The 22831-nt window shown below is 38.4% G+C and carries 20 protein-coding genes; 7 read left to right on the forward strand and 13 right to left on the reverse strand.

Annotated elements, in window-relative coordinates:
• Positions 1-174: 174 nt before the first annotated feature.
• Both LC419_RS14980 and era read right to left on the reverse strand, forming a co-directional pair.
• The gene (locus tag LC419_RS14980; RefSeq protein WP_034727664.1) at positions 175-603 is read right to left on the reverse strand and encodes a DoxX family protein; all 429 of its coding nucleotides are present in this window, start codon (positions 601-603) and stop codon (positions 175-177) included.
• A gap of 67 nt (positions 604-670) precedes the next feature.
• On the reverse strand, positions 671-1546 hold the full coding sequence (gene era, locus LC419_RS14985; RefSeq protein ID WP_223608121.1) for a GTPase Era: 876 nt from the start codon (positions 1544-1546) through the stop codon (positions 671-673).
• A gap of 224 nt (positions 1547-1770) precedes the next feature.
• On the opposite strand from era, the gene LC419_RS14990 reads away from it, so the two are divergent.
• Positions 1771-2334 (forward strand): Crp/Fnr family transcriptional regulator, encoded by a 564-nt coding sequence (locus LC419_RS14990; RefSeq protein WP_047453446.1) that lies wholly within the window; start codon positions 1771-1773, stop codon positions 2332-2334.
• A 216-nt stretch (positions 2335-2550) separates the two neighbouring features.
• The gene (locus LC419_RS14995; RefSeq protein ID WP_223608122.1) at positions 2551-2877 is read left to right on the forward strand and encodes a multidrug efflux SMR transporter; all 327 of its coding nucleotides are present in this window, start codon (positions 2551-2553) and stop codon (positions 2875-2877) included.
• A gap of 68 nt (positions 2878-2945) precedes the next feature.
• Here LC419_RS14995 and LC419_RS15000 read toward each other — a convergent pair whose 3' ends face one another.
• The 5 genes from LC419_RS15000 to gpmI all read right to left on the reverse strand — a co-directional run bounded on the left by LC419_RS15000 (position 2946) and on the right by gpmI (position 7903).
• A complete protein-coding gene (locus tag LC419_RS15000; RefSeq protein WP_223608123.1) occupies positions 2946-3713 on the reverse strand; it encodes a class I SAM-dependent methyltransferase in 768 nt (255 codons plus the stop codon).
• Positions 3713-4522, reverse strand: a complete 810-nt coding sequence (gene map, locus LC419_RS15005) for a type I methionyl aminopeptidase (protein ID WP_223608124.1) — start codon at positions 4520-4522, stop codon at positions 3713-3715. Before map ends, LC419_RS15000 begins: the two co-directional genes overlap by 1 nt.
• Positions 4523-4701: 179 nt before the next feature.
• Positions 4702-5133 (reverse strand): BT0820 family HAD-type phosphatase, encoded by a 432-nt coding sequence (locus LC419_RS15010; protein WP_223608125.1) that lies wholly within the window; start codon positions 5131-5133, stop codon positions 4702-4704.
• A 95-nt stretch (positions 5134-5228) separates the two neighbouring features.
• Entirely contained in the window at positions 5229-6209 is a 981-nt protein-coding gene (locus LC419_RS15015) for an acyl-ACP desaturase (RefSeq protein ID WP_223608126.1), read from the reverse strand.
• A gap of 152 nt (positions 6210-6361) precedes the next feature.
• Positions 6362-7903: a 2,3-bisphosphoglycerate-independent phosphoglycerate mutase gene (gpmI, locus tag LC419_RS15020; protein ID WP_223608127.1), complete on the reverse strand. Its 1542-nt coding sequence runs from the start codon at positions 7901-7903 to the stop codon at positions 6362-6364.
• A 358-nt stretch (positions 7904-8261) separates the two neighbouring features.
• On the opposite strand from gpmI, the gene LC419_RS15025 reads away from it, so the two are divergent.
• A complete protein-coding gene (locus LC419_RS15025) occupies positions 8262-8585 on the forward strand; it encodes a translation initiation factor (RefSeq protein WP_223608128.1) in 324 nt (107 codons plus the stop codon).
• 2 nt (positions 8586-8587) lie between these two features.
• On the opposite strand, the gene LC419_RS15030 is transcribed toward LC419_RS15025, so the two are convergent.
• The 3 genes from LC419_RS15030 to LC419_RS15040 all read right to left on the reverse strand — a co-directional run bounded on the left by LC419_RS15030 (position 8588) and on the right by LC419_RS15040 (position 13855).
• Positions 8588-9487 (reverse strand): leucine-rich repeat domain-containing protein, encoded by a 900-nt coding sequence (locus LC419_RS15030; RefSeq protein WP_223608129.1) that lies wholly within the window; start codon positions 9485-9487, stop codon positions 8588-8590.
• A gap of 54 nt (positions 9488-9541) precedes the next feature.
• Positions 9542-11695 (reverse strand): alkaline phosphatase PhoX, encoded by a 2154-nt coding sequence (locus LC419_RS15035; protein WP_223608130.1) that lies wholly within the window; start codon positions 11693-11695, stop codon positions 9542-9544.
• Positions 11696-12025: 330 nt separating this feature from the next.
• Positions 12026-13855, reverse strand: a complete 1830-nt coding sequence (locus tag LC419_RS15040) for a cytochrome-c peroxidase (protein WP_223608131.1) — start codon at positions 13853-13855, stop codon at positions 12026-12028.
• Between the two features lie 788 nt (positions 13856-14643).
• On the opposite strand from LC419_RS15040, the gene LC419_RS15045 reads away from it, so the two are divergent.
• The 4 genes from LC419_RS15045 (at position 14644) to LC419_RS15060 (ending at position 17213) form a co-directional block, all read left to right on the forward strand.
• The gene (locus LC419_RS15045) at positions 14644-15105 is read left to right on the forward strand and encodes a hypothetical protein (protein WP_223608132.1); all 462 of its coding nucleotides are present in this window, start codon (positions 14644-14646) and stop codon (positions 15103-15105) included.
• Between the two features lie 22 nt (positions 15106-15127).
• Positions 15128-15982, forward strand: coding sequence for a nucleoside phosphorylase (locus LC419_RS15050; RefSeq protein ID WP_223608133.1), 855 nt, complete (start codon positions 15128-15130; stop codon positions 15980-15982).
• A 168-nt stretch (positions 15983-16150) separates the two neighbouring features.
• Positions 16151-16690, forward strand: coding sequence for a hypothetical protein (locus tag LC419_RS15055; RefSeq protein WP_223608134.1), 540 nt, complete (start codon positions 16151-16153; stop codon positions 16688-16690).
• Between the two features lie 4 nt (positions 16691-16694).
• Positions 16695-17213: a hypothetical protein gene (locus LC419_RS15060; protein WP_223608135.1), complete on the forward strand. Its 519-nt coding sequence runs from the start codon at positions 16695-16697 to the stop codon at positions 17211-17213.
• Positions 17214-17233: 20 nt separating this feature from the next.
• Here the strand turns inward: LC419_RS15060 and LC419_RS15065 are convergent, their stop codons facing one another.
• The 3 genes from LC419_RS15065 to LC419_RS15075 form a co-directional block, all read right to left on the reverse strand.
• A complete protein-coding gene (locus LC419_RS15065) occupies positions 17234-17992 on the reverse strand; it encodes a hypothetical protein (RefSeq protein ID WP_223608136.1) in 759 nt (252 codons plus the stop codon).
• Positions 17993-18246: 254 nt separating this feature from the next.
• The gene (locus tag LC419_RS15070) at positions 18247-19680 is read right to left on the reverse strand and encodes a TolC family protein (protein WP_223608137.1); all 1434 of its coding nucleotides are present in this window, start codon (positions 19678-19680) and stop codon (positions 18247-18249) included.
• Positions 19673-22828 carry an efflux RND transporter permease subunit gene (locus LC419_RS15075; protein WP_223608138.1) on the reverse strand — a complete coding sequence of 1052 codons (3156 nt, stop codon included), beginning with the start codon at positions 22826-22828 and terminating at the stop codon, positions 19673-19675. The genes LC419_RS15070 and LC419_RS15075 overlap by 8 nt, the downstream gene beginning before the upstream one ends.
• Positions 22829-22831: the final 3 nt, after the last annotated feature.

A 22831-nucleotide genomic window follows, 5' to 3' on the forward strand; every position in this document is an offset into this window, starting at 1 on the left:
CGGAGGACAGGTCCCTTCATGTCCTACAGGATACAGGCCATGCGTGGCCGGAGTAGATGAAAACGACATTATTAAATGGACCTGTGTTTGGTCTTCGCTGCCTTGTAAACCTTAATAAAAATAAGAAAGAACATTAGTTGTCTAATGCTCTTTCTTTATATTTTCAAGACTGAATTACCAGTCTGAAGCTCTTCTTCTTTTTTCTATCATGTGATCTACCGAAACCTTTCCAGCGCCAAAAGCCATCAGGAGAAGATAAACGGACAGATAAATAAGACTCATTTCTCTTTTCTCAAAAGGATCTGCTCCATGCACCATGAAAGCGGCTATGACCATTGTGAAGATAAGAAAACCCAGGGAAATCCTTGTAAAAAGTCCTAAAATAAGGAGTATTGAACAGGCAAATTCAGCAATAACCGTAAGAACCAGTGTCACCAAAGGACCTAATCCTAAAAAGTCATAGAATTCTATTTTACCGCCTTCCAGAAGCATCTGAAGCTTAGGAAAACCGTGAGAAAGCATCGCAAAACCTACAAACACTCTCACTACGAATAAAATAATATCTTTAGGTACTGAGCTGGAATTTGACTTGAAATAGTTCATTTACTAAAAATTTAGACTAAAGGTAATAAAAATCTTTTAATAGAACGGAATCACAAGCGTTTTTAGTTTATCTGTACCCGAAATTTTTCAAATCTCTGTCGTTTTTACGCCAGTCTTTTTTTACTTTCACAAAAAGGTTCAAATGTATTTTCTTGGAAAAGAATCTTTCCAGATCCAACCTGGCTTCAGTTCCTACTTTTTTGATCGCCTCTCCTTTGTGTCCGATGATAATTCCTTTTTGGGTATCTCTTTCCACATAAATAATAGAATCGATGAAAATAATTCCTTCTTTTTCTTTAAACTGTTCGGTCACGACCTCTACAGAATAAGGAATTTCTTTCTCATAATTTAAAAGGATTTTCTCACGGATAGCTTCGTTTACGAAAAACCTTTCAGGCTTATCGGTATATTGTTCCTTGTCATAATAAGGAGGGCTCTCCGGAAGCAGAGATCTTAATTTCGGCAGAATGATATCTGTATTAAAAGCATTGAGGGCAGAAATAGGAAGGATCTCAGCTTTTGGAATCCTGTTGTGCCACTCCTCTACTAATTTTTCAAGACCTTCCTGGTTGGTTTGATCTACTTTATTCAGTAGAAGCAATACGGGAACCGGGATCTTGTTCAGTTTATCAATTAAAAATCCTGAAGGTTCAGCTTTGTCAGTGACGTCTACAATGAATAAAAATACATCGGCATCCTGTAAAGAATCTTTTACAAAATCCATCATTTTCTCCTGAAGACCATACTTCGCGTCTAAAACTCCGGGAGTATCTGAAAATACAATTTGCAGGTCCTCTTCATTATAAATTCCAAAAATTCTGTGGCGGGTTGTCTGAGCCTTCTGCGTTACTATCGCCAGTTTCTCTCCCATCAACTGATTTAATAAGGTAGATTTTCCGGCATTAGGCTTTCCGACTATGTTTACAAATCCAGCTTTATGCATATAAATAATATTACGAACTGCAAAGTTAGTAAAACAAAACTGGTCTTCACCGTATAAGTCGGTTTTTAAAAAAGAAAAAAGCTTTATCCGCTTAAAAAAATCTGTGGATGCTATTGATTTGGAAGATTCCATTCCTATATTTATCTGATTAATTTAGAAATTAAATCCAATACAGTTGTATTGCATCTCCTAAAACCAATACTTTTGACCTTATAATTCACTTTATGGATATAGACCAGATTCTAGACCGTATTGACGTACTTCCTGAAGCCTCCAAAGCCTCTTTGAAAAAGCACATCACGGAAGTATCCCATCCCAAATCTTTCTGCCTCATGGAAGCGGATAAGATCATTCCTCATATCTATTTTATCAGGAAAGGCATCGTCCGTGCTTATGCTTCTACAGCCGATAATGATATTACGTTCTGGTTCGGAAGTGAAGGGGAAACCATCGTATCCATGAAAAGCTATGTGGAAGATAAACCGGGTTATGAAAGCATTGAACTGCTGGAAGACTGCGACCTGTACATCCTGGAAACGGAAAGTCTCAGGAAACTGTTCAACGAAGATATTCACATCGCCAACTGGGGAAGAAAATTTGCAGAAAAAGAGCTGGTGAAAACGGAAGAGCTGATCATTTCAAGACAGTTTAAAACATCCCTGGAAAGATATAAAGACCTCATGACCAATAAAACGGATCTCCTGAAAAGAGTTCAGCTGGGTCATATTGCGTCCTATCTTGGAATTACGCAGGTGAGCTTGAGCAGAATCCGGGCAGAAATAAAATAGGAAAGCTTGAAGCCGGAAGAGGGAAGTTACTATTAGTCATTCATTTTTGACAACTTCCTTAAAAACGAATAAATTTTGCACTGCAGTTGTTCTTTCGGGTTTAATAACTTCCCTCTTCCAGCTTCCGACTTTCTGACAAATAAATCTTTTTTTTAACAAATGTAAAATTGTTTCTCCTTTCAAATGCGGAAATTTGCAGGAGAGAAAATCAAAAAAATGAATTGGATTATTTTAATCATCGCCGGATTATTTGAGGTGGCCTTTGCGTCCTGCTTAGGAAAAGCCAAAGAAAGTTCAGGATCTGAGATGTATTACTGGTACGCCGGATTTCTGGTAACCATGACAATCAGTATGGTATTACTGATCAAAGCTACTCAAACACTGCCTATCGGAACAGCCTACGCGGTTTGGACGGGAATAGGTGCGGTAGGAACAGCCCTGATGGGAATTTTCTTCTTTAAGGATCCTGTAAGCTTTTGGAGAGTATTTTTCATCATGACCTTAATCGGTTCTGTAGTAGGATTGAAATCTGTTTCTCACTAATATCAACTTAACGACTTCTATCTATATTAAATATCCCCGTCTTCGAATCTGAAGACGGGGATATTGTTTTATTTCTTGAAAACTACAGGTAAGATCTCGTTGTGTCTCAACCCGTATTTTCTAATTTCTTCTTCTGAAAAATTCTGAGAGTAGAAATTCGGTTCTGTTTCAAAACCGGCTTTCCTCAAACGGTCAAAATAATCCATTCCGTACCAGCGGACGTGGTCGTACTGCCCGAAATGTTTCTGACGTTCTTTCGGATCTTTGATAGAAAAATCTTCATAGGTTTTCTCCAGAGAATTCCGCATCGGAACCTGGAAAATTCCCCAGCCGCCCGGCCTCATCACTCTGTAAAGCTCACTGATCGCTTTAGCATCGTCTTCTATATGTTCCAACACATGGTTGCAAAAAACAATGTCAAAGCTTTCATCAGCAAAAGGCAGATCAAGGATATCGGCTTTTACGTCAACGATTGGCGAATACAGGTCTGCAGAAATATAATCCAGATTTTTCATCATCTTAAATTTCCTTAGAAATTCCTGTTCAGGAGCAATATGCAAAACTTTTGCATTCTTAATAAAAAAATCGGTCTCATTCTGAAGATACAGCCACATCTGGCGATGCCTCTCCAAACTCAACGTTCCCGGAGACAATGCATTTTCACGTTGTTTTCCATAACCGTAAGGAAGGAATTTCCGGTAAGATTTTCCATCGATAGGATCATAAAAATGATCTCCTTTGAAAAACTGATAAATAAGGGGTCTGGCCCAGATACTCATTTTAATAAGCATCGGGCGGGGTATTTTATTCAGTAAAAATTTGGTTACTTTTTTCATTAAAAATCCAATTGGAATGGCTTCTCTTCATCACTTACGATGCCCAAAGCTTCGTAAACATATTTGAATGTGGAAAGCAGTACCGGTTTACCATTGATCACTGCTACATCATGCTCAAAATGCGCAGAAGGCAGATTGTCCAGAGTGGTTACTGTCCAGCCGTCATTATGGAATTTCACTTTTTCGGTACCAAGATTCACCATGGGTTCAATCGCTATGGCAAGACCGTCTTTGATGACTTTTCCACTTCCCTGTTTTCCGTAATTCGGAACCTGTGGATCTTCATGCATTTTTCTTCCAAGACCATGCCCTACAAGCTCTTTTACGACACCGTAACCTTCTTTTTCACAGTGCGTCTGAATCGCATGGGAAATATCTCCTATCCTTTTTCCTCTCACACACTGTGCAATTCCTTTATAAAGAGATTCTTTGGTTACCTGCAATAATTTTTTAACCTCAGTTTTCACTTCCCCGATCTCAAAAGTATAGGCATGATCTCCCACGAAACCGTTCAAAACCACCCCACAGTCTACGGAAAGAACATCTCCTTCCTGGATAATATCATTATTGGGAAAACCGTGAACTACCTGATCATTCGGAGAAATACATAAAGAATTCGGGAAACCGCCATATCCTAAGAAAGCAGGTTCAGCTCCGTGATCTTTGATAAAATCATGAGCCAGCTTATCTAGATATAAGGTATTGATTCCCGGTTTTATTTCTTTGGCCAGCATTCCCAGTGTTTTTGATACCAGGTGTGCACTCTCCTTCATGAGGCGTAATTCCTCTATTGTTTTTAATTGAATCATTTTTTTTAGATGTTAGATATTAGATGTCAGAAGTTAGACTACAACTTAATGTACATTTTAAACTATGATTAAATCAGACCTTTCTGAGCATCTACGGTTTTCTGATAAAGTTTTAAACAAAGAAACAGCATTAAAAAACTAATTTCTAATCTCTGGTTTCTAACCTCTGTTTTAAAATTTTACCAGAAAAGTCCTTTTTTCTTTTCTTTTTTAAGTTTTGAGTAAGCCAGCACTTCTTTTCCTTCTACACGGAATTCTATTCTGTCCTGGATAATATTGTAAATTTCGCCCCATCCCGGAAATCCTCCAAGATTTCTGTCATCGATGAACCAGTCTGCATCTAATTTTCTGGATTGATTTTCAGAATCGAAGACCTCCCCTTCAAAGCTTGAGTTCACCGCATAAAATTCAATTCCATTGTTTTTACAGAATTCTACAGCTTCATCCAAAGTCTTTCCATGTCTGTATGTCCAAAGGATTAATCTGTATCCTTCTGCCTGAAGTCTTTTTAATGTTTCGAAAGCGAAGATTTTTGCTTTTCCAATTGCCGGATATGCGTCGTCTACGATAGTTCCGTCAAAATCAACAGCAATTTTTTTATTATTTAACATTTTGCACCTTTTTTAGCTTTGCAAAGATAAGAAATAAAAAGAGTGCCGAAAACGATGGCACTCTTAAGTTTTTATAATTTAATGATAATCCGGAACTAGCTTTTCACCCATTTAAACTGGAACTGTAAATCCGGCGTTGAAATTCTGTCTGTAATTTTCTGAAGTCTGGAAGGAAGTTTCATTAAATATTCCTGAGCTTTTTCAGCTTTTTCATTAAGACCTTTTATATGCTCAATCTTCCATTCATCCAATAAGTCTTTCATAATGTTGATATAATCCTGACCTGTATAGACCATACATCTTTGTGCCGCATCCGAGAAATGCCCCCAAAGCTCTCCGGCTTTCTGACCAGACTGTCTCATCATGTGAGCCGGCATTACGATCTTTTTACGCATCATATCTTCAAATGCCAGGATCATTTCTGACGGATCTATTTCTAAAATTCTAGCAACGAAATATTTGTACGCTTTTGCATGTCTTGCCTCATCTGCTGCAATCACACCACACATTTTCGCCAATTTTCCGTTTCCAGACTGTTTGGCCAATGTCCCTACTCTTCTGTGAGAGATATTGGTGGCCGTTTCCTGAAAGCTTGTATAAACGAAGTTTCTGTAAGGATCCATACTGGTTCCTAAATCGAAACCGTCATTAATTAAATATTGAGTGGTCACTTCCAATTCTCTCATATTTACTCTTCCACACAAATAAAGATATTTGCCCAAAAGATCTCCATGTCTGTTCTCTTCACCGGTCCATGCTCTTACCCAGTTTGCCCAGCCGATTTCTTTCTGCTCCTGGTCCACTCCGTCTACGCCCATCAACCATGACTCATAAGAAGGCAAAGCTTCCTCAGTGATACAGTCTCCGATAAGCGTTACGAAAAGATCATAAGGCATTTCACGGGCAAAAGTCTGAATTTCTTCCAGATCATATTTAAAATCAGCACTTGACGGATCCGGAAGATAATCGGAAGGCTGCCAGATTTTTTCAATTGGCGTTAAAAATTTATCCAGAAAAGAACCAACCTCCTTTTCCAATATTCCCATTACTTCTTTTCTGACAAGCTTTTGATACATTTTACTATATGGATTTTAATTTACAAAGATATGATTTATTTATTATTTGCCGCATAATAACATATGCAACTCATACAATGACTGACATAAATCATACAAAAATGCCGCCATCTATATAATAACGGCATTTTTAGGACATTATTATTGAATTTTTAGCTAACTAAAATATCTCCTGTCATTATTTCCGGAATTTCTACTCCCATTACTTTTAAAATAGTCGGAGCTACATCACCCAGTTTTCCAGGCTTCAGGTTCCAGGTATGGTCTTTATCCATTACAATAAATGGTACCAGATTCGTGGAATGCTGCGTGTTTGGTGTTCCATCCGGGTTGATCATTACATCTGAATTTCCGTGATCTGCCAGAATAAATACGGCATATCCGTTCTCGTAAGCGGCTGTGGCTACTTTTTCAATGCATTTATCTACGGTTTCCGCGGCTTTTACAGCAGCTTCAAAAACTCCGGTGTGGCCTACCATATCGGTATTGGCAAAATTCAGGCATACAAAATCAGCGGTTCCGTTTTCAAGCTCGGGTACGATAATATTTGTGATATCATATGCAGACATTTCCGGCTTAAGATCATAGGTAGGAACATCTTTCGGACTTGGACACAGCAGTCTTCTTTCCCCGTTGAATACTTCCTCCCGACCTCCTGAGAAGAAGAATGTTACGTGAGGATATTTTTCCGTTTCAGCAATTCTGATCTGCGTTTTACCGTTTCTCTCAAGGATTTCGCCCATGGTTTCCTTCAGTACTTCTTCATCAAATACAACCTGTACATTATGATAGGTTTTGTCATAATTGGTTAAAGTAATATAATGAAGGTTCAGTTTACGCATAAAAAAGTCCGGGAAATCTTTCTGGCAAAGAACTTCCGTGATCTCACGGCCTCTGTCTGTACGGAAATTGAAACAGATTACTACGTCGCCATCAATAATTTTAGCTACCGGAACGATATTTCCTGTTTCTGTGGTATTAACAAGAATAATAGGCTTTAAGAACTCATCGGTCACATTATGGTCATAAGAAGATTTAATGGCAGCTAAAGCATCTGTTGTCTGCAGCCCTACTCCATCTACCATGGCATCATAAGCCAGTTTTACGCGCTCCCATCTCTTATCACGGTCCATGGCGTAATATCTTCCGATTACCGTTGCCAGTTTACCTACCGTTGTCGCCATATGATCCTGAAGCTCTTCTATAAATCCAAGCCCTGAATGTGGATCGCAGTCTCTTCCATCTGTAAATGCATGGACAAAAACATTTTCATGCAGTCCGAATTCCTGAGCGGCTGTTAATAAGCCCTTCAGGTGATTAATATGTGAGTGTACTCCTCCATTGGAAACGAGTCCGATGAAGTGTAGTTTTTTATTTTCTCTTTTAGCGTATTCAAAGGCATCCTGAATGATCTGCTGCTGTCCCAGAGTTCCGTTCTCAACGGCCATATTCAGTTTTACAAGATTCTGATAGACCACTCTTCCTGCGCCAAGATTCATGTGTCCTACTTCAGAATTCCCCATCTGTCCCGCAGGAAGTCCTACAGCCAGACCGCTGGCTTCAAGTGTGGTATGTGGATATTTTTGATAACAGCTGTCTATAAATGGAGTGTTTGCTTTGTCTAAGGCAGAAACTTCTGGATTCGTTCCCAGTCCCCATCCGTCAAGGATTGCTAATATTGCTTTTTTTGACATTTCGTATAACTTTTTGTTACACAAATTTACCTAATTTCCGATGAATGGAAGAATTTGAAAGGTTTATTTTGCAAATATCAGCGGAAAACAATACATGCCATGAACCATGAAATATATGATTACGACACATTTTTTATTTCCCACAGATTTGGCTGATGGCTCAGATTTTTAAATTTTATTTGGTTTGAATTATTGTGGTTATTGGTGGAAATTATTTGTAATGCTGCAACTAAGTTTTGTTTTTTAAACTCCGGATTTCGTAGATTTTCACGGATGATGAGATTGTTGATGGGAATGAGCGGTGCTATTTGTGAAAAATTATTTTTGATATTTGTGTTTAAACATTTAATTTTGCTTTATGGATTTACGAGATCAGTTAAAGAACCTTTTTCCTGAACATGAGGAAAAGGATTTTGAGATGCCTAAAGAAGAATTTAAGCAGCATGAACCTTTGGTGTGCAAATTTGAGAAGAAAGGTAGAAACGGTAAGCCTGTAACGATTGTTGAAGGCTGGGAAGGCACTGAAGAAGATTTGAAGAAAATTTCAAAAAAAATAAAAACCACCCTGGGAATAGGCGGTTCAGAGAAAGATGGAACGATCATTATTCAGGGCGATAATCGTGATAAAATAATGGATATCCTTAAAGAAATGGGATATAAAACCAAAAGAGTCGGCGGATAGATCTAGAAGTAGATCTGGGTGTCCGGCATCAGGCTTTTTAACCGTTCAATCTTTGTTTTTTCTATAGGGTTTCCTGTAAGAATAAGGGTTTTAAGCTTTTTCAGCTGCCCGATCTCAGCAGGAATGTCTTTCAGATTATTATTAGCCAGATTCATACTGGTTATATTTTTTAGTCCCTTTATTCCGGGGGATAATTCTGTAATATGATTGTCACTTGCATTCAAAAATTCAAGATTTTTTGCCTTAAACAGATTTTCCGGCAGCTTTACAATAGCATTCTGCTGCAGCTCCAGGTATTTTAAATGCTTAGGAAAAGAAAGGTTTCCCAAGTCGTTGATCTGATTTTCAGACAGGTTTAAAAATTTAAGGTTTTTGATCTTGCCTAAACGGTCAGCAATACTGCTGATCTGATTTCCCTGAAGGTTAATTTCTTCCAAAGCAGGAATTTCCATCAATGCTTCGGGAAAAACATTCAGGTTATTGGCATCAAAATGTACTACCTTTAAGTTTTGAAGCTTTGCAATATTAGGATTAATACTTGTCAGGCTGTTGAGATTCATAGAGAATGTGTTCAGCTTTTTCAGGTTTCCTATTTCATCAGGAATGTACTTGATGCTGTTTTCATTCACATTTAAAATCTCCAGTTCACTTAAAGCAAAGATTTCCTGATCCATTTTTTCAAGCTTATTTCCCATGATATTCAGAAAGAACAGGGAGTTCAGTTTCGAGATTTTCGGAGGAAGATTAAACAATCCTTTTTCCCGGAAACTCATACTGTAAACGGTATTTTTACTGTTTAGAGCCTCATCAATACTCGTAAATGTAGGATATTTTACAGGATCAATCTGTGCCTTTGTGAGACAAAGAGAGCAGACGGAAATCAATAGAACAAGCTTTTTCATAGAGATAAATTTCGGGCGGCGGCTTCGCCGCCGCCCGAAATGAGTATTAATAATTTACTTTTTAACTAATTTCACAGTTTTCTGGAAACCTCCGTCTGCTTCGATATTCAGAACCAAAATACGGGATCCTTCAAGCTGATTCGTAAAGTCAAGATCCAATGATCTGTTGACTCCACTGAACTTCTTCGTATACACGATTTTTCCATCCATGCTGTATGCCGTTACAGAAATGTCTTTCAATCCTTTTGGAGAATTGATTTTAACCATTCCTGAAGTAGGATTCGGAGCTACCTCAACCGTATTTTCTGCATTGTGGGTTTCAACTGTTCCCAATGATCCTGCCGTTCCTAAGTTTTGTTTTAAAGCAATAACAATCGTAGCAGATTTTCCTCTGTAATCAATCGTGTTTCCTGTAGCATCGATATCTGTAGAAATCGTAGAATCCGGATGTTGGATTGAGAAGAAACCGAATTTATGATCAGGTGTAAATGTCAGTCCTGTAGGCTCAGATCCTGCCGGCATTGAAGCGAACAATCTCACTTTAGGATTAGCCTGCGTATGATCCGGAGCAATTACCCAGATGTAATTTTTACCTCCATCCTGAAGAACCCAAAGGTTTCCAAGCTCATCAAACGTCAGGTTATCATTTCCGTCACCCCAAGCTTCACTTTTCATTCCCTGTGGCGTGTTGAAAGAATAAGATGTAGAACCACCTCCTGCAAAAGTTTCAACCTGAGAAGCCGTAGTTCCGTTATCCTGAAGACGGTAGATTTTATCTAATCCTTTTGCTGTAAAATAGATTTTTCCATCCAACGGGCTGATGTCTACATCTTCCACTCCGTTAAATCTTGTTCCTCCTAATGACTGAGCAAGTGCTGTGGTATTATTCTGATCTGCTTTTATTTTATTCGGAACCTGAATCCATGTGGCTGTAGTTCCTACCGGATCTCCAGAAGCGCTTAATCCCTGATCTAATTTTAATACATAAAGATTTCCTGAAGCCAGATTGTTCGGAGTATCCATTACATATTTATAGACCATATGTGTCCCGCCATCTTCTCCGTAATACGCTGTAGTTCCTGCATTATTGACCACAACATTCTCATGGTTCATAATTCCCATCTGCCACAATTTTCCTTTGGATCCGTCCGTATTTTTAGAAGAAACCTGAGCCGTAGCCGGATCGATTTCCACTAACCATCCGTAATCTTTATACCCATCGCTGTTCACATCATTGGAAGTCACAGATTCTTCTGCTGTAACAATTGTTCCCCAAGGCGTAACTCCACCCGAGCAGTTTCTGATCGTCTGAACCAAACTTGGATCTGAGAAGCTTACCGCTCTTGATCTTGTCAGCTGCCAAAGTTTTGTAGAGGCATTATAATTAATTTCAGCCATCGTAACTCCTCCAGGATTCGTTTCGTGGTTTACCGAAAGATATCCGTTGGTGCTGCTTCCTGTTTTAGCAACATAGCCCGTAAAGTCATTCTGACCTCCTACCATTCCACCGCCTTCAGTGTAATTGTCGCCTTCTTTTAAGATAAGCTGGTATTTATGTTCTGCCGGAATAATCAGTTTATTGGTTTGTGCTGTAGGAACTATAGACGTAAAACAGCTGATATGCGTTCCTGTACATGCCGGAGGAGGCGTCACTGTAGTCGTTGTTTTTAAATAAGCATCAATTCTAAGATCTGAGCTGGTTCCTGTTCTGTTGTGAAGTTCTACGGAAATTCTGTTGGTTCCGTTTACAAATTTAGATTTCGGAATAGAGAAAATATTATAAACGCTCTCCGCTGCTCCATCAATTGTTGTAACGGAAGGCGTATTGAAAGCAATAGTCCCTGCAGGCATATTATCTCTCACCACCTCAACTCCATTCAGATAAACAACGATTCCGTCATCTCTCATCACTCCCAGTTCCATATTATCTGAAAGGGTTGACAAATCCACTGTAAAATCTTTAGCAAAATAAGCTGCTGTAAGACCTGAGCTGATGGTGGTGGTCACGGGATCCCCATATCCTAAAGGTCCGTTTCCTGTGGTCCATGCAGAGATATCAAAAGTCTGGTCTTTCCATAGATCTGCCAGAGCCTGATTGTTATCTTTATAGCTCCAGGAAGAGTTTTTGTTGAATAAAAAAGTCTGCGCCTGTAAGCTAAAGCCGGCAACCATTGCCAACGCCGCAATTGTAAGTAATTTTTTCTTCATTTCTTATTGATTTATTAGACTCTGCAAAACTATTTTTTTAGCGCGGCACCTCTGTTAATAGGACTTTAAATATAGATCGGGGAATATTAATTAATCTGGAACCTAATGTTAAGGGGATTAAATAATTGTTAAATAACGCCTTTGAGTTGGAGCGTCAGAGAGTTTGAGGACTGCAAAAGTTTTTATAAATTAGGATAAAGATTATTTGACTGGAAGTATTAAATCTATGACACAGTTTATATTTATCGTTAAAACCCTATCCATTATTGACATTCATACTCTTTATTACTAATCTACTCTAAAACTCTCCGACACTCAAACTCTCAAACATCACTTAGCTTTGCTAATATCCGTCAGAGCATTCAGGAATGCAATGACTTGTTTAATTTCCGTTTTGGTAAGTTCAAGTTTATCCGGTGGCAGTGTTTGGTTTTTCATTTTTAAACCAAGCCCTTCTCCTCCGCCTTCATTGTAGAAATCCATTACCTCTTCCAGTGTATTGAAAGCGCCATTGTGGAAATAAGGTTTTGTAAGCGCTATATTTCTTACGGTAACTGTTTTGAAAGAATAATCGTAGATCCATGATTTTTCCTTTTTCACGGGGCTGTTTCCTCTTCCCAGATCGGGATCCAGTTCAATGGGAAGCTGGTTGATCGGTTTTGTGGTTATGCCTAAAACTTCAGATTCGTTTTCGTTAAAGAACGGAGGTACAAGACCGGAAAAATGCGGAGCAAAGTGACATGTAGCGCAATTGGCTTTTCCCATAAACAGGTTGTAGCCTTTTTTCACATCATCAGAAACGTCTTTTTCATTTCGCATAAAACGGTCAAAATCACTGTCAAAAGAATACAGGGAAGCAGCGTAGGAACTTAATGCTTTAGAAAAGTTTTCTTTATTTATTTTACCATCTTTAAAGGCTGAGCGAAAAGCTTTTTTGTACTCAGGTTTTGTTTTCAATTTTTTAATAATGTCTTCGTAGCTGGTATTGAATTCATCATCGTTGTATATCACGTGTTCTGCCTGTTGTTCCAGGTAAAATGCACGAAGGTCGTAGAAAAATCTTTTCGCAAAAACGGCATTATACAGAGACGGAGAATTTCTTAACACCGTTTTCCCTTCCACATTGCTCGGTGATTTAGCTTTAAGATCTGTAAAAGCATTTTCCTGCAGATGACACGCTGCACAACTCATTTTACCGTTTTGGCTTAAATTCTGATCATAGAAAATTGTTTTCCCTAAGCTGCGGAGGTCTGCATTATCTTCTGAAGACTGCAGCAATGTGTAGAAATACGGATTCAGGAAATCGCTGCTGAAAAGATTTTTACTCTTTACATTCCAGCCTGAAAATTCTTTGAGATCATCCGCTCTTCCGTCCCATTTTCCAAATTCTTCATAAAGCGGCTGAATATATTTTTTGTAAAATTCAATCCGGTCAAAAGTTTCAAAATCTTTGTTCGCTGACAGATAATTAATTCCTTCGGTCAGAATCTGATTGGCTTTCTGAACATCATAATTTTTAAAATAAGCATCGTCGTTGATGTATTTTTTAATTCCTGTCAGGGCATGGCTGGCTTCTTCAGAAATATTCAGGGAACCAGGCGTATCAAAACCTGTCACACCAAGAGTATAAATTCTGATCAGTTCAATCCTCAATGGTAATGTCTTATTGTTACCACGGCTTAAACCGTTCTTTACGGTGCTCAGATAAAAGCTGGAATAGGAGTTGTACAGAAAATCTGTAATGGTTTTTATCTTTTCTTTTTCGTCTCCGGCTTCATCGGAAAAGATCAGTTCATCCAGTACCTGAAGTCCTTCCGGTGGTAATGTATACGCTGAAGTACCCGCAGCTTCTATATGAAAAAGCGGTGCGGCATTAAGGTGTATTTTTGTGAATTCGGGATAATGATAAGCGATATAAAATTCCACTTCTTTAAATGAATTCCTTGTAGCGCTTAAAGAATTCCGGAGCTCTTCAATAGAAATCTGGTCATCAGAGAATTTGTATACATCTGATTTCAGCCGGTCAAGTCTGTTTTTAAAATCCGACAGACCTTTATTGACAAAGGTATTTTCATTTTCTTCTCCCTTATCAATCGGGTTAAAAGACATGACAGCAAAACCTATCAACACAATCACAGCTAGCAGCGGATACAATCTCATGAATTTTTAGCGGCAAAAGTACCGTTCCGATGTTATGACAAGTTTAACGCTAGATTAAAAAATGTTTACGTTTTACCACAAGGACTGAAAAAATAAAGCGCTTTTAAACATAAATTTCACGAATAAGTTCACAAATAACACGACTATAATTAAGAAATAAATTTGTGTGATCAGCGTAATCTGCCTCGCAGATGAAATTATATGTGTACAATATTCACTTCATCGAATCCATTTCTTTGCGTGAAAATATATCATGTTTTTTTTACGCAAAGATTATTTTAAAAAGTGCTTAGTTTTGAGGAAGGCAAAGAGTGCGACTGCGTTCCTGATGAAGCTATATGGATAAGAAGGTCACTTCGTAGAATTAATGAAATTGATCCTGCCTTTGCAGCCTTAAAATTTCACATTATAAAAATCAAACTTTGCGTAAAAAAAATCTCAAGCTCACGTTTTGAAATTAATCTAGTATAGGGATGTATAAAAGCAGTTCCTGATTTGAATGCCAAAACTTACATTCCGAAATGTCATGAGCTGCTAAAATCTAAAAAAAATGTTTTATCCCGAATTCAGGTTAATTTACAATTTGACAAAGCTATTTTAAAAGCGTAAAAATCTACAAACAGCAGTTTCTTATAGAAATATTTTTATTAATTTTAAACCCCGAAATCAAAATTCATTATACTTAAGGACGGATGACTTCTTCAAGCCGGTTTAAAAAATGATGACGAAAGATATTGGGCGAGGATTTTTTTTAACATCATTTCAGCACATTAAAACAAAATATTATTATGAAAACAAAATTACTATTCGCTGTTGCGGCGAGTTTCCTTTCAGTTCTTTCATTTTCACAGAAAAAGAAAAACAAAGAAATGGCGGTTTATGCAGAGAAGAAAGGTAACGATTATTACCTGATACGTCTGCAAGAAGACAAACCCGTACCTAATGTTTATGTGTATTCAAACGGGGTAACAAAACCTTATAAAAATTACACGGACCTTAAGGATATTGTGATGGATTTTCCTGGAATGATGACTTCCAACAATTCTACTAAAGAAGAAATGGTTTCTGTTATGAAAAAGGGAGATAAGTTCTACGAAATCACCACGCAGCGAAAAGATCCGAAAAACTTCGAGAAAACCATTATCACTGTTTATGAAATATTCCAGGGACAGAAAAGAATCGTAGAGGAATATGACACGATCTATGACCTGGCCGGATCACCTTACAAAGACGCTATTTTCATCGATTAAAAAAACAAAAAATTATATTATTATGCTAAACAAACTTGCTGCCTCAGAACTGGTTCTGAATGATGACGGAAGTGTATACCACTTAAATCTTTTGCCTGAAGATATTGCTGATAAGATCATCCTTGTGGGAGATCCGGACAGAGTAGCGAAAGTTTCAAAGTATTTTGACAAAGTAGAGATCAAAAAAAATAAAAGAGAATTCTATACCCACACCGGAACGTTGCGTGGAGAAAGAATTACCGTAATGTCTACCGGTATCGGAACTGAAAACATCGATATCGTGATGAATGAGCTTGATGCTTTGGTGAATATTGATCTTCAGAACAAAGAATTCAAAACTGAGCACAAAGCCCTTGAGCTTTTCCGTATGGGAACGTGTGGAAGTGTAAATCCGGATGTACAGGTAGATAATATGCTGGTAACACAAAATGTGGTAGGTCTTGACGGCCTGATGCATTTCTATCAGGATTACAGCTTTGAGAACGAATTTTCGAAAAACTTTGTGGAGAAATTCCCGTATGAAAAAATCAAACCAATGCTTTATTTCTCAGACTGGGCAGAGGAAATGGGGGAATATTACAAAGATGCCAAATACCACGGTAACACGGCTACTTTCCCGGGATTCTATGCTCCACAGGGAAGACAGCTTCGTTTAAAGGCACTTGACGACAAGTTCTTAGAAACATTAAATGATCTTGGGGTAACCAACTTTGAAATGGAAACCTCAGCGATCTATGCCCTTTCAAAGTTATTAGGCCACAAAGCGATTACCGTGAATAATGTTATTGCCAACAGAAGACGTGGAGAATTCTCTGCGGATCACCATGCTTCTGAGAAAAACCTTATTGATTGGGTATTGGAAAGAATTATTAAATAAAAATATTTCAGATCATAAGACCTGAATTCAAACCTTATAGGTTTTAAAAACCTATAAGGTTTAATTTAAAAGATTATTTTGGTATAAAATTGATGTTAATGAATCCTCTGCTGATCATCATCCTTGAGAAAACATTATTGATTTGTACTGGAAAGATTATTACGTAAAATGCCTCAGCAAATTCTTTGTATCATAACTCCACAGGAGATTAACCTCCATAAAACTATTGTTCATTTTAAAATAAATGAACTTACTTTCATACCTGTTGATTTTTCACTTATTGACAGATTCATTAAAGACTCTCAAGACTTTACATTTCTGAAGGATTATTTTAAACACATAAAACTTCAGGAAAATTTTAAAGAAGCTGTCTTTGATGAAGACGATGAACCAGAGGCTCATTTGATGAAGTTAATTGAAGATTACAGGATTGATCATTTTATCATTGAAGACTATTATGAATGGGAATATGCCCCTTTTGAATCATTGTTTGAAAAAGGATACCTGAGATCTTTTGAATATACTTTTTTGTATGTAAAGAATGGTGAAATTATTTCAACGGATTCTTCACTGTTTGACGATGAAAATCCACAAATTAAATATGCTAATGCTCAAAAGTACCGAAAAGAACTGGGTCTTGACTTCGATTGGCTATCTCAGGAGAAATTTTACTCTTACGATTGCTCAAAAAAAGAATATTTAAAATAATATCATGGGCCAGGACATTACATGCCTAATAACGGATAAAGATATTAAGCTGAACAACAATGTGGTTCACTTTAAAGTGCGTGGCTTTACTTTTATTCCATTCAATATCTGCTGTGATCTTGGATTGGGTGAAGCAAAAGATTTTGAATTCTTAAGTGATTATATCCTGCACTTAGAATCTAAGGATAATTTTGAAAATTACACCTATGACCGGGATAATGATCATTGTGATCTGGATATTTTCAAAATGATAAAAGACCATCATATTGAAAATTTTATTATCGAGCATCATTCTGAGTGGGCAGATATTCCGGCTGATTATTATTTCATGCACGTAACAGACGGCAGAATCATCAAAAACAGTATCGTATTTGATGAAAGTGAACGATCAAAAAACAACAAAGCGAATGTTCCGGAATCCAAGAGAAAATTTGGGCTCAATTTTGACTGGCTGGCCAATACTGATTTATTTTATTCTTATTTTCATGCTAACAGGATGTATTCTATTCAGCAGACCAAATAAAACTTCACTATTGATAAGTCTTAATGAAAAGCTCTCGGATCAGGATGTTTAAACACAAAATCCAGTTCTGAGATCAGTTTTAAAGACGAAATGATTTTCCCTTCACTTATTACTTCTTCAGCTGGTGGCAGATTTTTCTGAGCATTGATCACCTGAGCTTTTGAAGGATGTTGTGGTGCTGCCACATTGTACAGTTTTCCTTCTGAACCTTTTTCAATCATGACTTCAATCACATTACAGATATCTTCGTAGTGGATATGATTTACCGGAGCTTCCAGGTTTGAAATCGTATAGTTTTTTAAAAGTCGGTTATCTCCCATCAATCCAGCCAATCTCAAAATATTAACCTGCGGATAAGTACTTTTAATCATTCTCTCTCCCTGAACCTGATCTGAAGAAAGACTTTCCTCTGCATACTCACCCGAAACATCAGGATATACTCCCGTAGAGCTCATCACAAACATCTGTCCGTGAAAATTACCGACAAATGACAGGAGATGTTGAATTCTGTTATATAAAGAACTCGCACAGCAGCTTTTTCCGGAAAGCGGAATCGTGATGATCACGACATCCATATCTTTAATAGCATTCCACTGTGAGATTTTTTCCTCCAGTTGAAAATCAGGGAAACTGGCGAGAGTGGCGTTAAATCCCTTGGAAGACAGCTCAGCAACTTTATCACTTGTTGTTGCCGTTGTATACATCTGATATTTGCCCGCCATTGAATCAGCAATTTTGGAGCCCAGCCAACCAAAGCCTATAATTCCTATTTTCTTCATAAATTTCAAGAGTCTGCATTAATGATCTAAACCTTTCTTCCATGCTTAAGGGAGAAACCGGAATAGACATTCAACAAAATTAAATCAATTTATGGAGTTGGCAATTTTTTCTTCTCCTTGTATTTAAAAGGTTGTGACCAGATTAATGAAAAATGAATGCTATCACTCTTATTAACTATAAAAACCGATGCCTATAACACCGGTTTATTATTTCATTCTGAATTAACAGTTTGACTTTAAGAATTCCTTTCCAATCACTGAGTATTTTCTCCAAGTGCTTTATAAAGCTGAATGAAGGATGTATTGAGATCACCCTGCAATTCTGCAGTCTGCAATTCATTTTGCAGCAGGTTTTGCTGTACGGTTAACACTTCAAAATATAACGCAGATCCGTTGGTGAATAAAAGCTGGGCGTTTTTTAAAGACTGTTGAAGCACTTTATTTTCTTCATCCAGTACTTTCTGCTTTTCCCTGATTTGCTCTATTTTAACAAGTGCGTCTGAAACCTGATTAACAGCAATGAGATAGGCGTTTTTGAAATCTAAAATTTTCTGTTCAATATTAATTTTCTTTACATTAACTGCCGTCTTGTTACGACGCTGATTAAATAAAGGCTGTGCAAGCTGACCTACAAACTGAGACAGAAAAGAAGCCGGATTGAACCAGTCACTTACTCGCATACTATTCAATCCCTGATTTGCAGTAATGTTAAATGAGGGATAAAGATTGGTTTTAGCAATTCCAAGTTCAGCGTATGCGATCTCCACTTCATATTCCTTGCCTTTCAGATCCGGCCGTCTGGACAGCAGGTCTGCAGGAACTCCCAATACAACAGACTGACGATCAATGATATCTTTTTTAGAAATAAATTCCAGCGGTTTGGGATTCTTTCCCATTAAACGGCTGAGAAAGTTTTCATGGATCTGAACAGCACTTATCAGATCCGGAATCTGAGCCGCTACAAAATGAGACTGTCTTTCAGATTGCTGTACAGCCAGTTTGGTTACGTTTCCATTCAGGTACTGCACATTCATCATTCTGGCTATATTTTGACTGAGCTGCAGATTATTTCGGGTAATGAGCAGTTGGTTATTCAGCATCTGAATATAGCTGTAAGTCTGTGCTGCGGAAGCCACCAGCTGAGTCTGCAGTTCCTTCAGTTGCATTTCAGATTTTAACCTGTTGTATAACGCAATCTGCTTTTTGTTTTTAGTCTTTCCATACAGATCCACTTCCCATCCTACATTAACCGTTGCAGCATAATCTTCGATCTTTCCGGAACCTAGCACTGTATGCAGCTGGGTTCCGTTTTTTCCGTACAGACCGTTATCTGAAAAGTAATCAAGCTTCCCGCCTAGAAGTACATTTACATTAGGCAGTCCTGCAAAATTAGCCTCTTTCTGGTATTCTTTATAAATGTTCAGGGACTGACGGGCCATATTCAAATCCAGATTATTAGCCAATACTTCCTTGATCACATAACGTAACGAATCATCTGTAAAGAAATTTTCCCATGCTTTCGGAGCAGTTCCTTTTTCCTTGCCGGCAGCATTTTCCTGAAGTGTATTTTTATAACTTCCCTCAAGGTCAAGTCTTTTCTTGTAATCCTCCTTCGTTACAGCACAGGAGGTCACCATAAGCGAGACAGAAATCAGGAGAACAATGTAAATAGAGGCTATTTTATTCATGATCTGTTGAAATTTGAGTTTTATCAATATGTTTTAAACCAAATAATTTTTCATGGAGATACTGGAATATGACAAACAGTACCGGAATAATAAATATCCCCAGCATCACACCGATAAACATTCCCCCAATCGTACTTGATGCAATGGAAAGATTCCCCTGTTTGGTTGCTCCACCCGAAAATAACAGTGGAAGCAGTCCTGCAATGAAAGCAAAAGAAGTCATCAGGATAGGACGTAGTCTGGATGCCGCTCCCTGCATGGCAGCTTCTACCAAAGAACACCCCGAATGTCTCCGCTGAAGAGCAAACTCTACAATAAGGATTGCATTTTTCGCCAAAAGACCTATCAGCATAATCATTCCTATCTGAACATAGATATTATTGCTTACCTGCATGATATTGATGAAACCAAAAACGCCTAAAATCCCCGGAGGAAGTGAAAGAATAACTGAAAAAGGAAGAATGTAACTCTCGTACTGCGCTGCCAAAAGAAAATAAACAAAAACAATACAAAGGATAAATACGACCACGGTTTGATTACCTGATTCGCTCTCTTCTTTAGCCATACCAATATATTCATGGGTAAATCCGGACGGAAGTTTCTCTGCCACTTCATTGATGGCATTCATTGCATCCCCTGAAGAATATCCTTTTGCTGCCTGAACATTCAGATTAATGGAGGTAGCCTGATTCAAATGGGTCACCTGTTCCGGACCGAAAACCTGCCGCAGGCTAATGATTGACTGCAAAGGTACCATCTCGCCGGATGCATTCTTTGCAAATACTTCTTTCAATGATTTTTCATCCTGACGGAAATTAGATTCCGCCTGAACTACCACACGGTAATATTTACCAAAGCGGTTGAAATCCGAAGTGAAAGTTCCACCGAAATAAGCCTGCATCGTTTCCATGACATCTTTTACCTCAACACCCAACTGCTTAGCTTTTACAGCATCCACGTCAAGCATGTATTGCGGGAATTTAGCATTATAGGAAGTAAATGCAGATGCAATTTCTTTTCGTTGTCCAAGGGTTTTTAAAAAATCATCAGTGATAGTAGCAAATTTCTGAATGTCTCCTCCCGTATTATCTTTAAGCACTACATCCAGTGCATCCACGTTTCCAAAACCGGGAACGGTAGGCATAGAAAAAGTAAGCGATTTCCCTTCCGGCAACTGATCAAAATGATAGCGTATGGAATCCATGATCACATTGATATCATGATTCACCTTCCTGTCTTTCGGCTGTTTCAGGATCGAATATGATGCAGCATAGGAAGGAGAAGCAGTCCCGGCCAAAAGATTGTTCCCGTTAACCATTGCATTGTAATACATTCCATCTATTTTGCCGAGTTTCCCACTAAGCTGGGAAGTTACTTCCTTCGTCCGCTCCAGTGAAGTTCCAGGCGTAAGGCTGAATGCAGTCATTACCAGACTTTGATCTTCTGTCGGAATAAATGCTTTCGGAGTATTTTTTGCCAGAAAAACAGCAGCTCCACTCACGACAACCAGACCGGCTATAGCAAACCATTTTCGTTTAATCAGAAAATAAATGGCTTTCTTGTATTTTTTGGTGGCAGCATCAAAACCTATATTGAAAAGGTAAAAAAACTTCTGGAGACCTTTCTTATTTTCATCAGGATTATGATAATGCTCTTTTAAAAGAAGTGCACAGAGCGCAGGACTAAGTGTTAAGGCATTAACTGCTGACAGCGCGATCGCAATAGCCAGAGTAAAGGCAAACTGTTTGTAAAATACTCCCACGGGTCCTTCTATAAGTCCAATCGGAAGAAATACGGCAGCCATAATCAAGGTAATGGACAATATGGGTCCTGTAATTTCTCCCATCGCGGAAATCGTTGCTGTTTTCGCATTTTGATTTTTGCCATGTAGCTTACTGTGGACTGCTTCCACCACTACAATTGCGTCGTCTACTACGATACCAATAGCCAGAACCATAGCAAACAGGGTGAGAAGGTTGATGGTAAACCCAAAAATGCTCATGAAGAAAAATGTCCCAATAATAGAAACCGGAACGGCAATAGCGGGGATTAAAGTGGACCGGAAATCCTGAAGGAAAATAAAAACCACCAGAAAAACCAGAATGAAGGCCTCAATCAAAGTACTCTGCACCTGACTGATGGACGCATCCAAAAATTTCTTGGTACTGTAAGCAATATAATATTTAATCCCGTCAGGAAAGTCTTTCTCTGCTTTTTCCATGAATTTGAGGATTTCTTTCTGGATTTCGTTGGCATTCGATCCGGGCGTCTGAAAAATAGCGACTCCCGTGCCCGGATTTCCGCTGAGTGTTTGTGCTGTTGCATAAGCATGATCCAGGGAGCCCAGTTCCACTTTAGCCACATCGCCCAGCCGCAATACTGTTCCATCACTATTCGCCCGTATCACAATATCTTTATACTGCTGAACATCATTAAATTTCCCCTCGTATTTGATACTGTATTCAAAGGAAAGGTCGCTTCCTTCTCCAAATTTACCGGGAGCCGCTTCTATATTCTGATTATCGATAGCTGCCAGTACTTCTTTGGCATCCATATTGGCGTTCGCCATTTTACCGGGATCCAGCCAGATACGCATTGCATAGTCTTTGCTTCCGAAAACCTGAGCCTTACCTACTCCGGGAATTCTCTGGATATAAGGAACAATATTGATGAGATCATAATTATTCAGGAAGGTAGCATCATACTTCGGATTGGTACTCTCAAAGTCAATGATCATGATCATACTGTTATTCTGCTTAGCCGTACTGATCCCGTTATTGATCACCTCTTTGGGTAGCTGGCTGGTCACCTGAGCTACTCTGTTTTGTACGTTTACAGCAGCTTCATCGGGATCCGTCCCCAACTTAAAGAAAACAGTAATATTTAAATTTCCATCGTTGGATGAGGATGAGGTCATATACATCATGTTCTCTACCCCATTAATAGCCTGTTCCAATGGTGTAGCCACAGACCGGGCTACCGTTTCAGAATTCGCTCCGGGATATCTTGCACTTACTACTACGGATGGCGGTGCAATCTCCGGAAAGGTTTCCATGGGAAGTCTGATCATGGCCAGCACTCCCAGAATAACCATAAGAAATGCAATCACCGTTGCTGTGACCGGTCTTTTAATTATATTTTTTAACATTGT

This window comes from Chryseobacterium sp. OSA05B, from assembly GCF_019970065.1.
GTDB lineage: Bacteria > Bacteroidota > Bacteroidia > Flavobacteriales > Weeksellaceae > Chryseobacterium.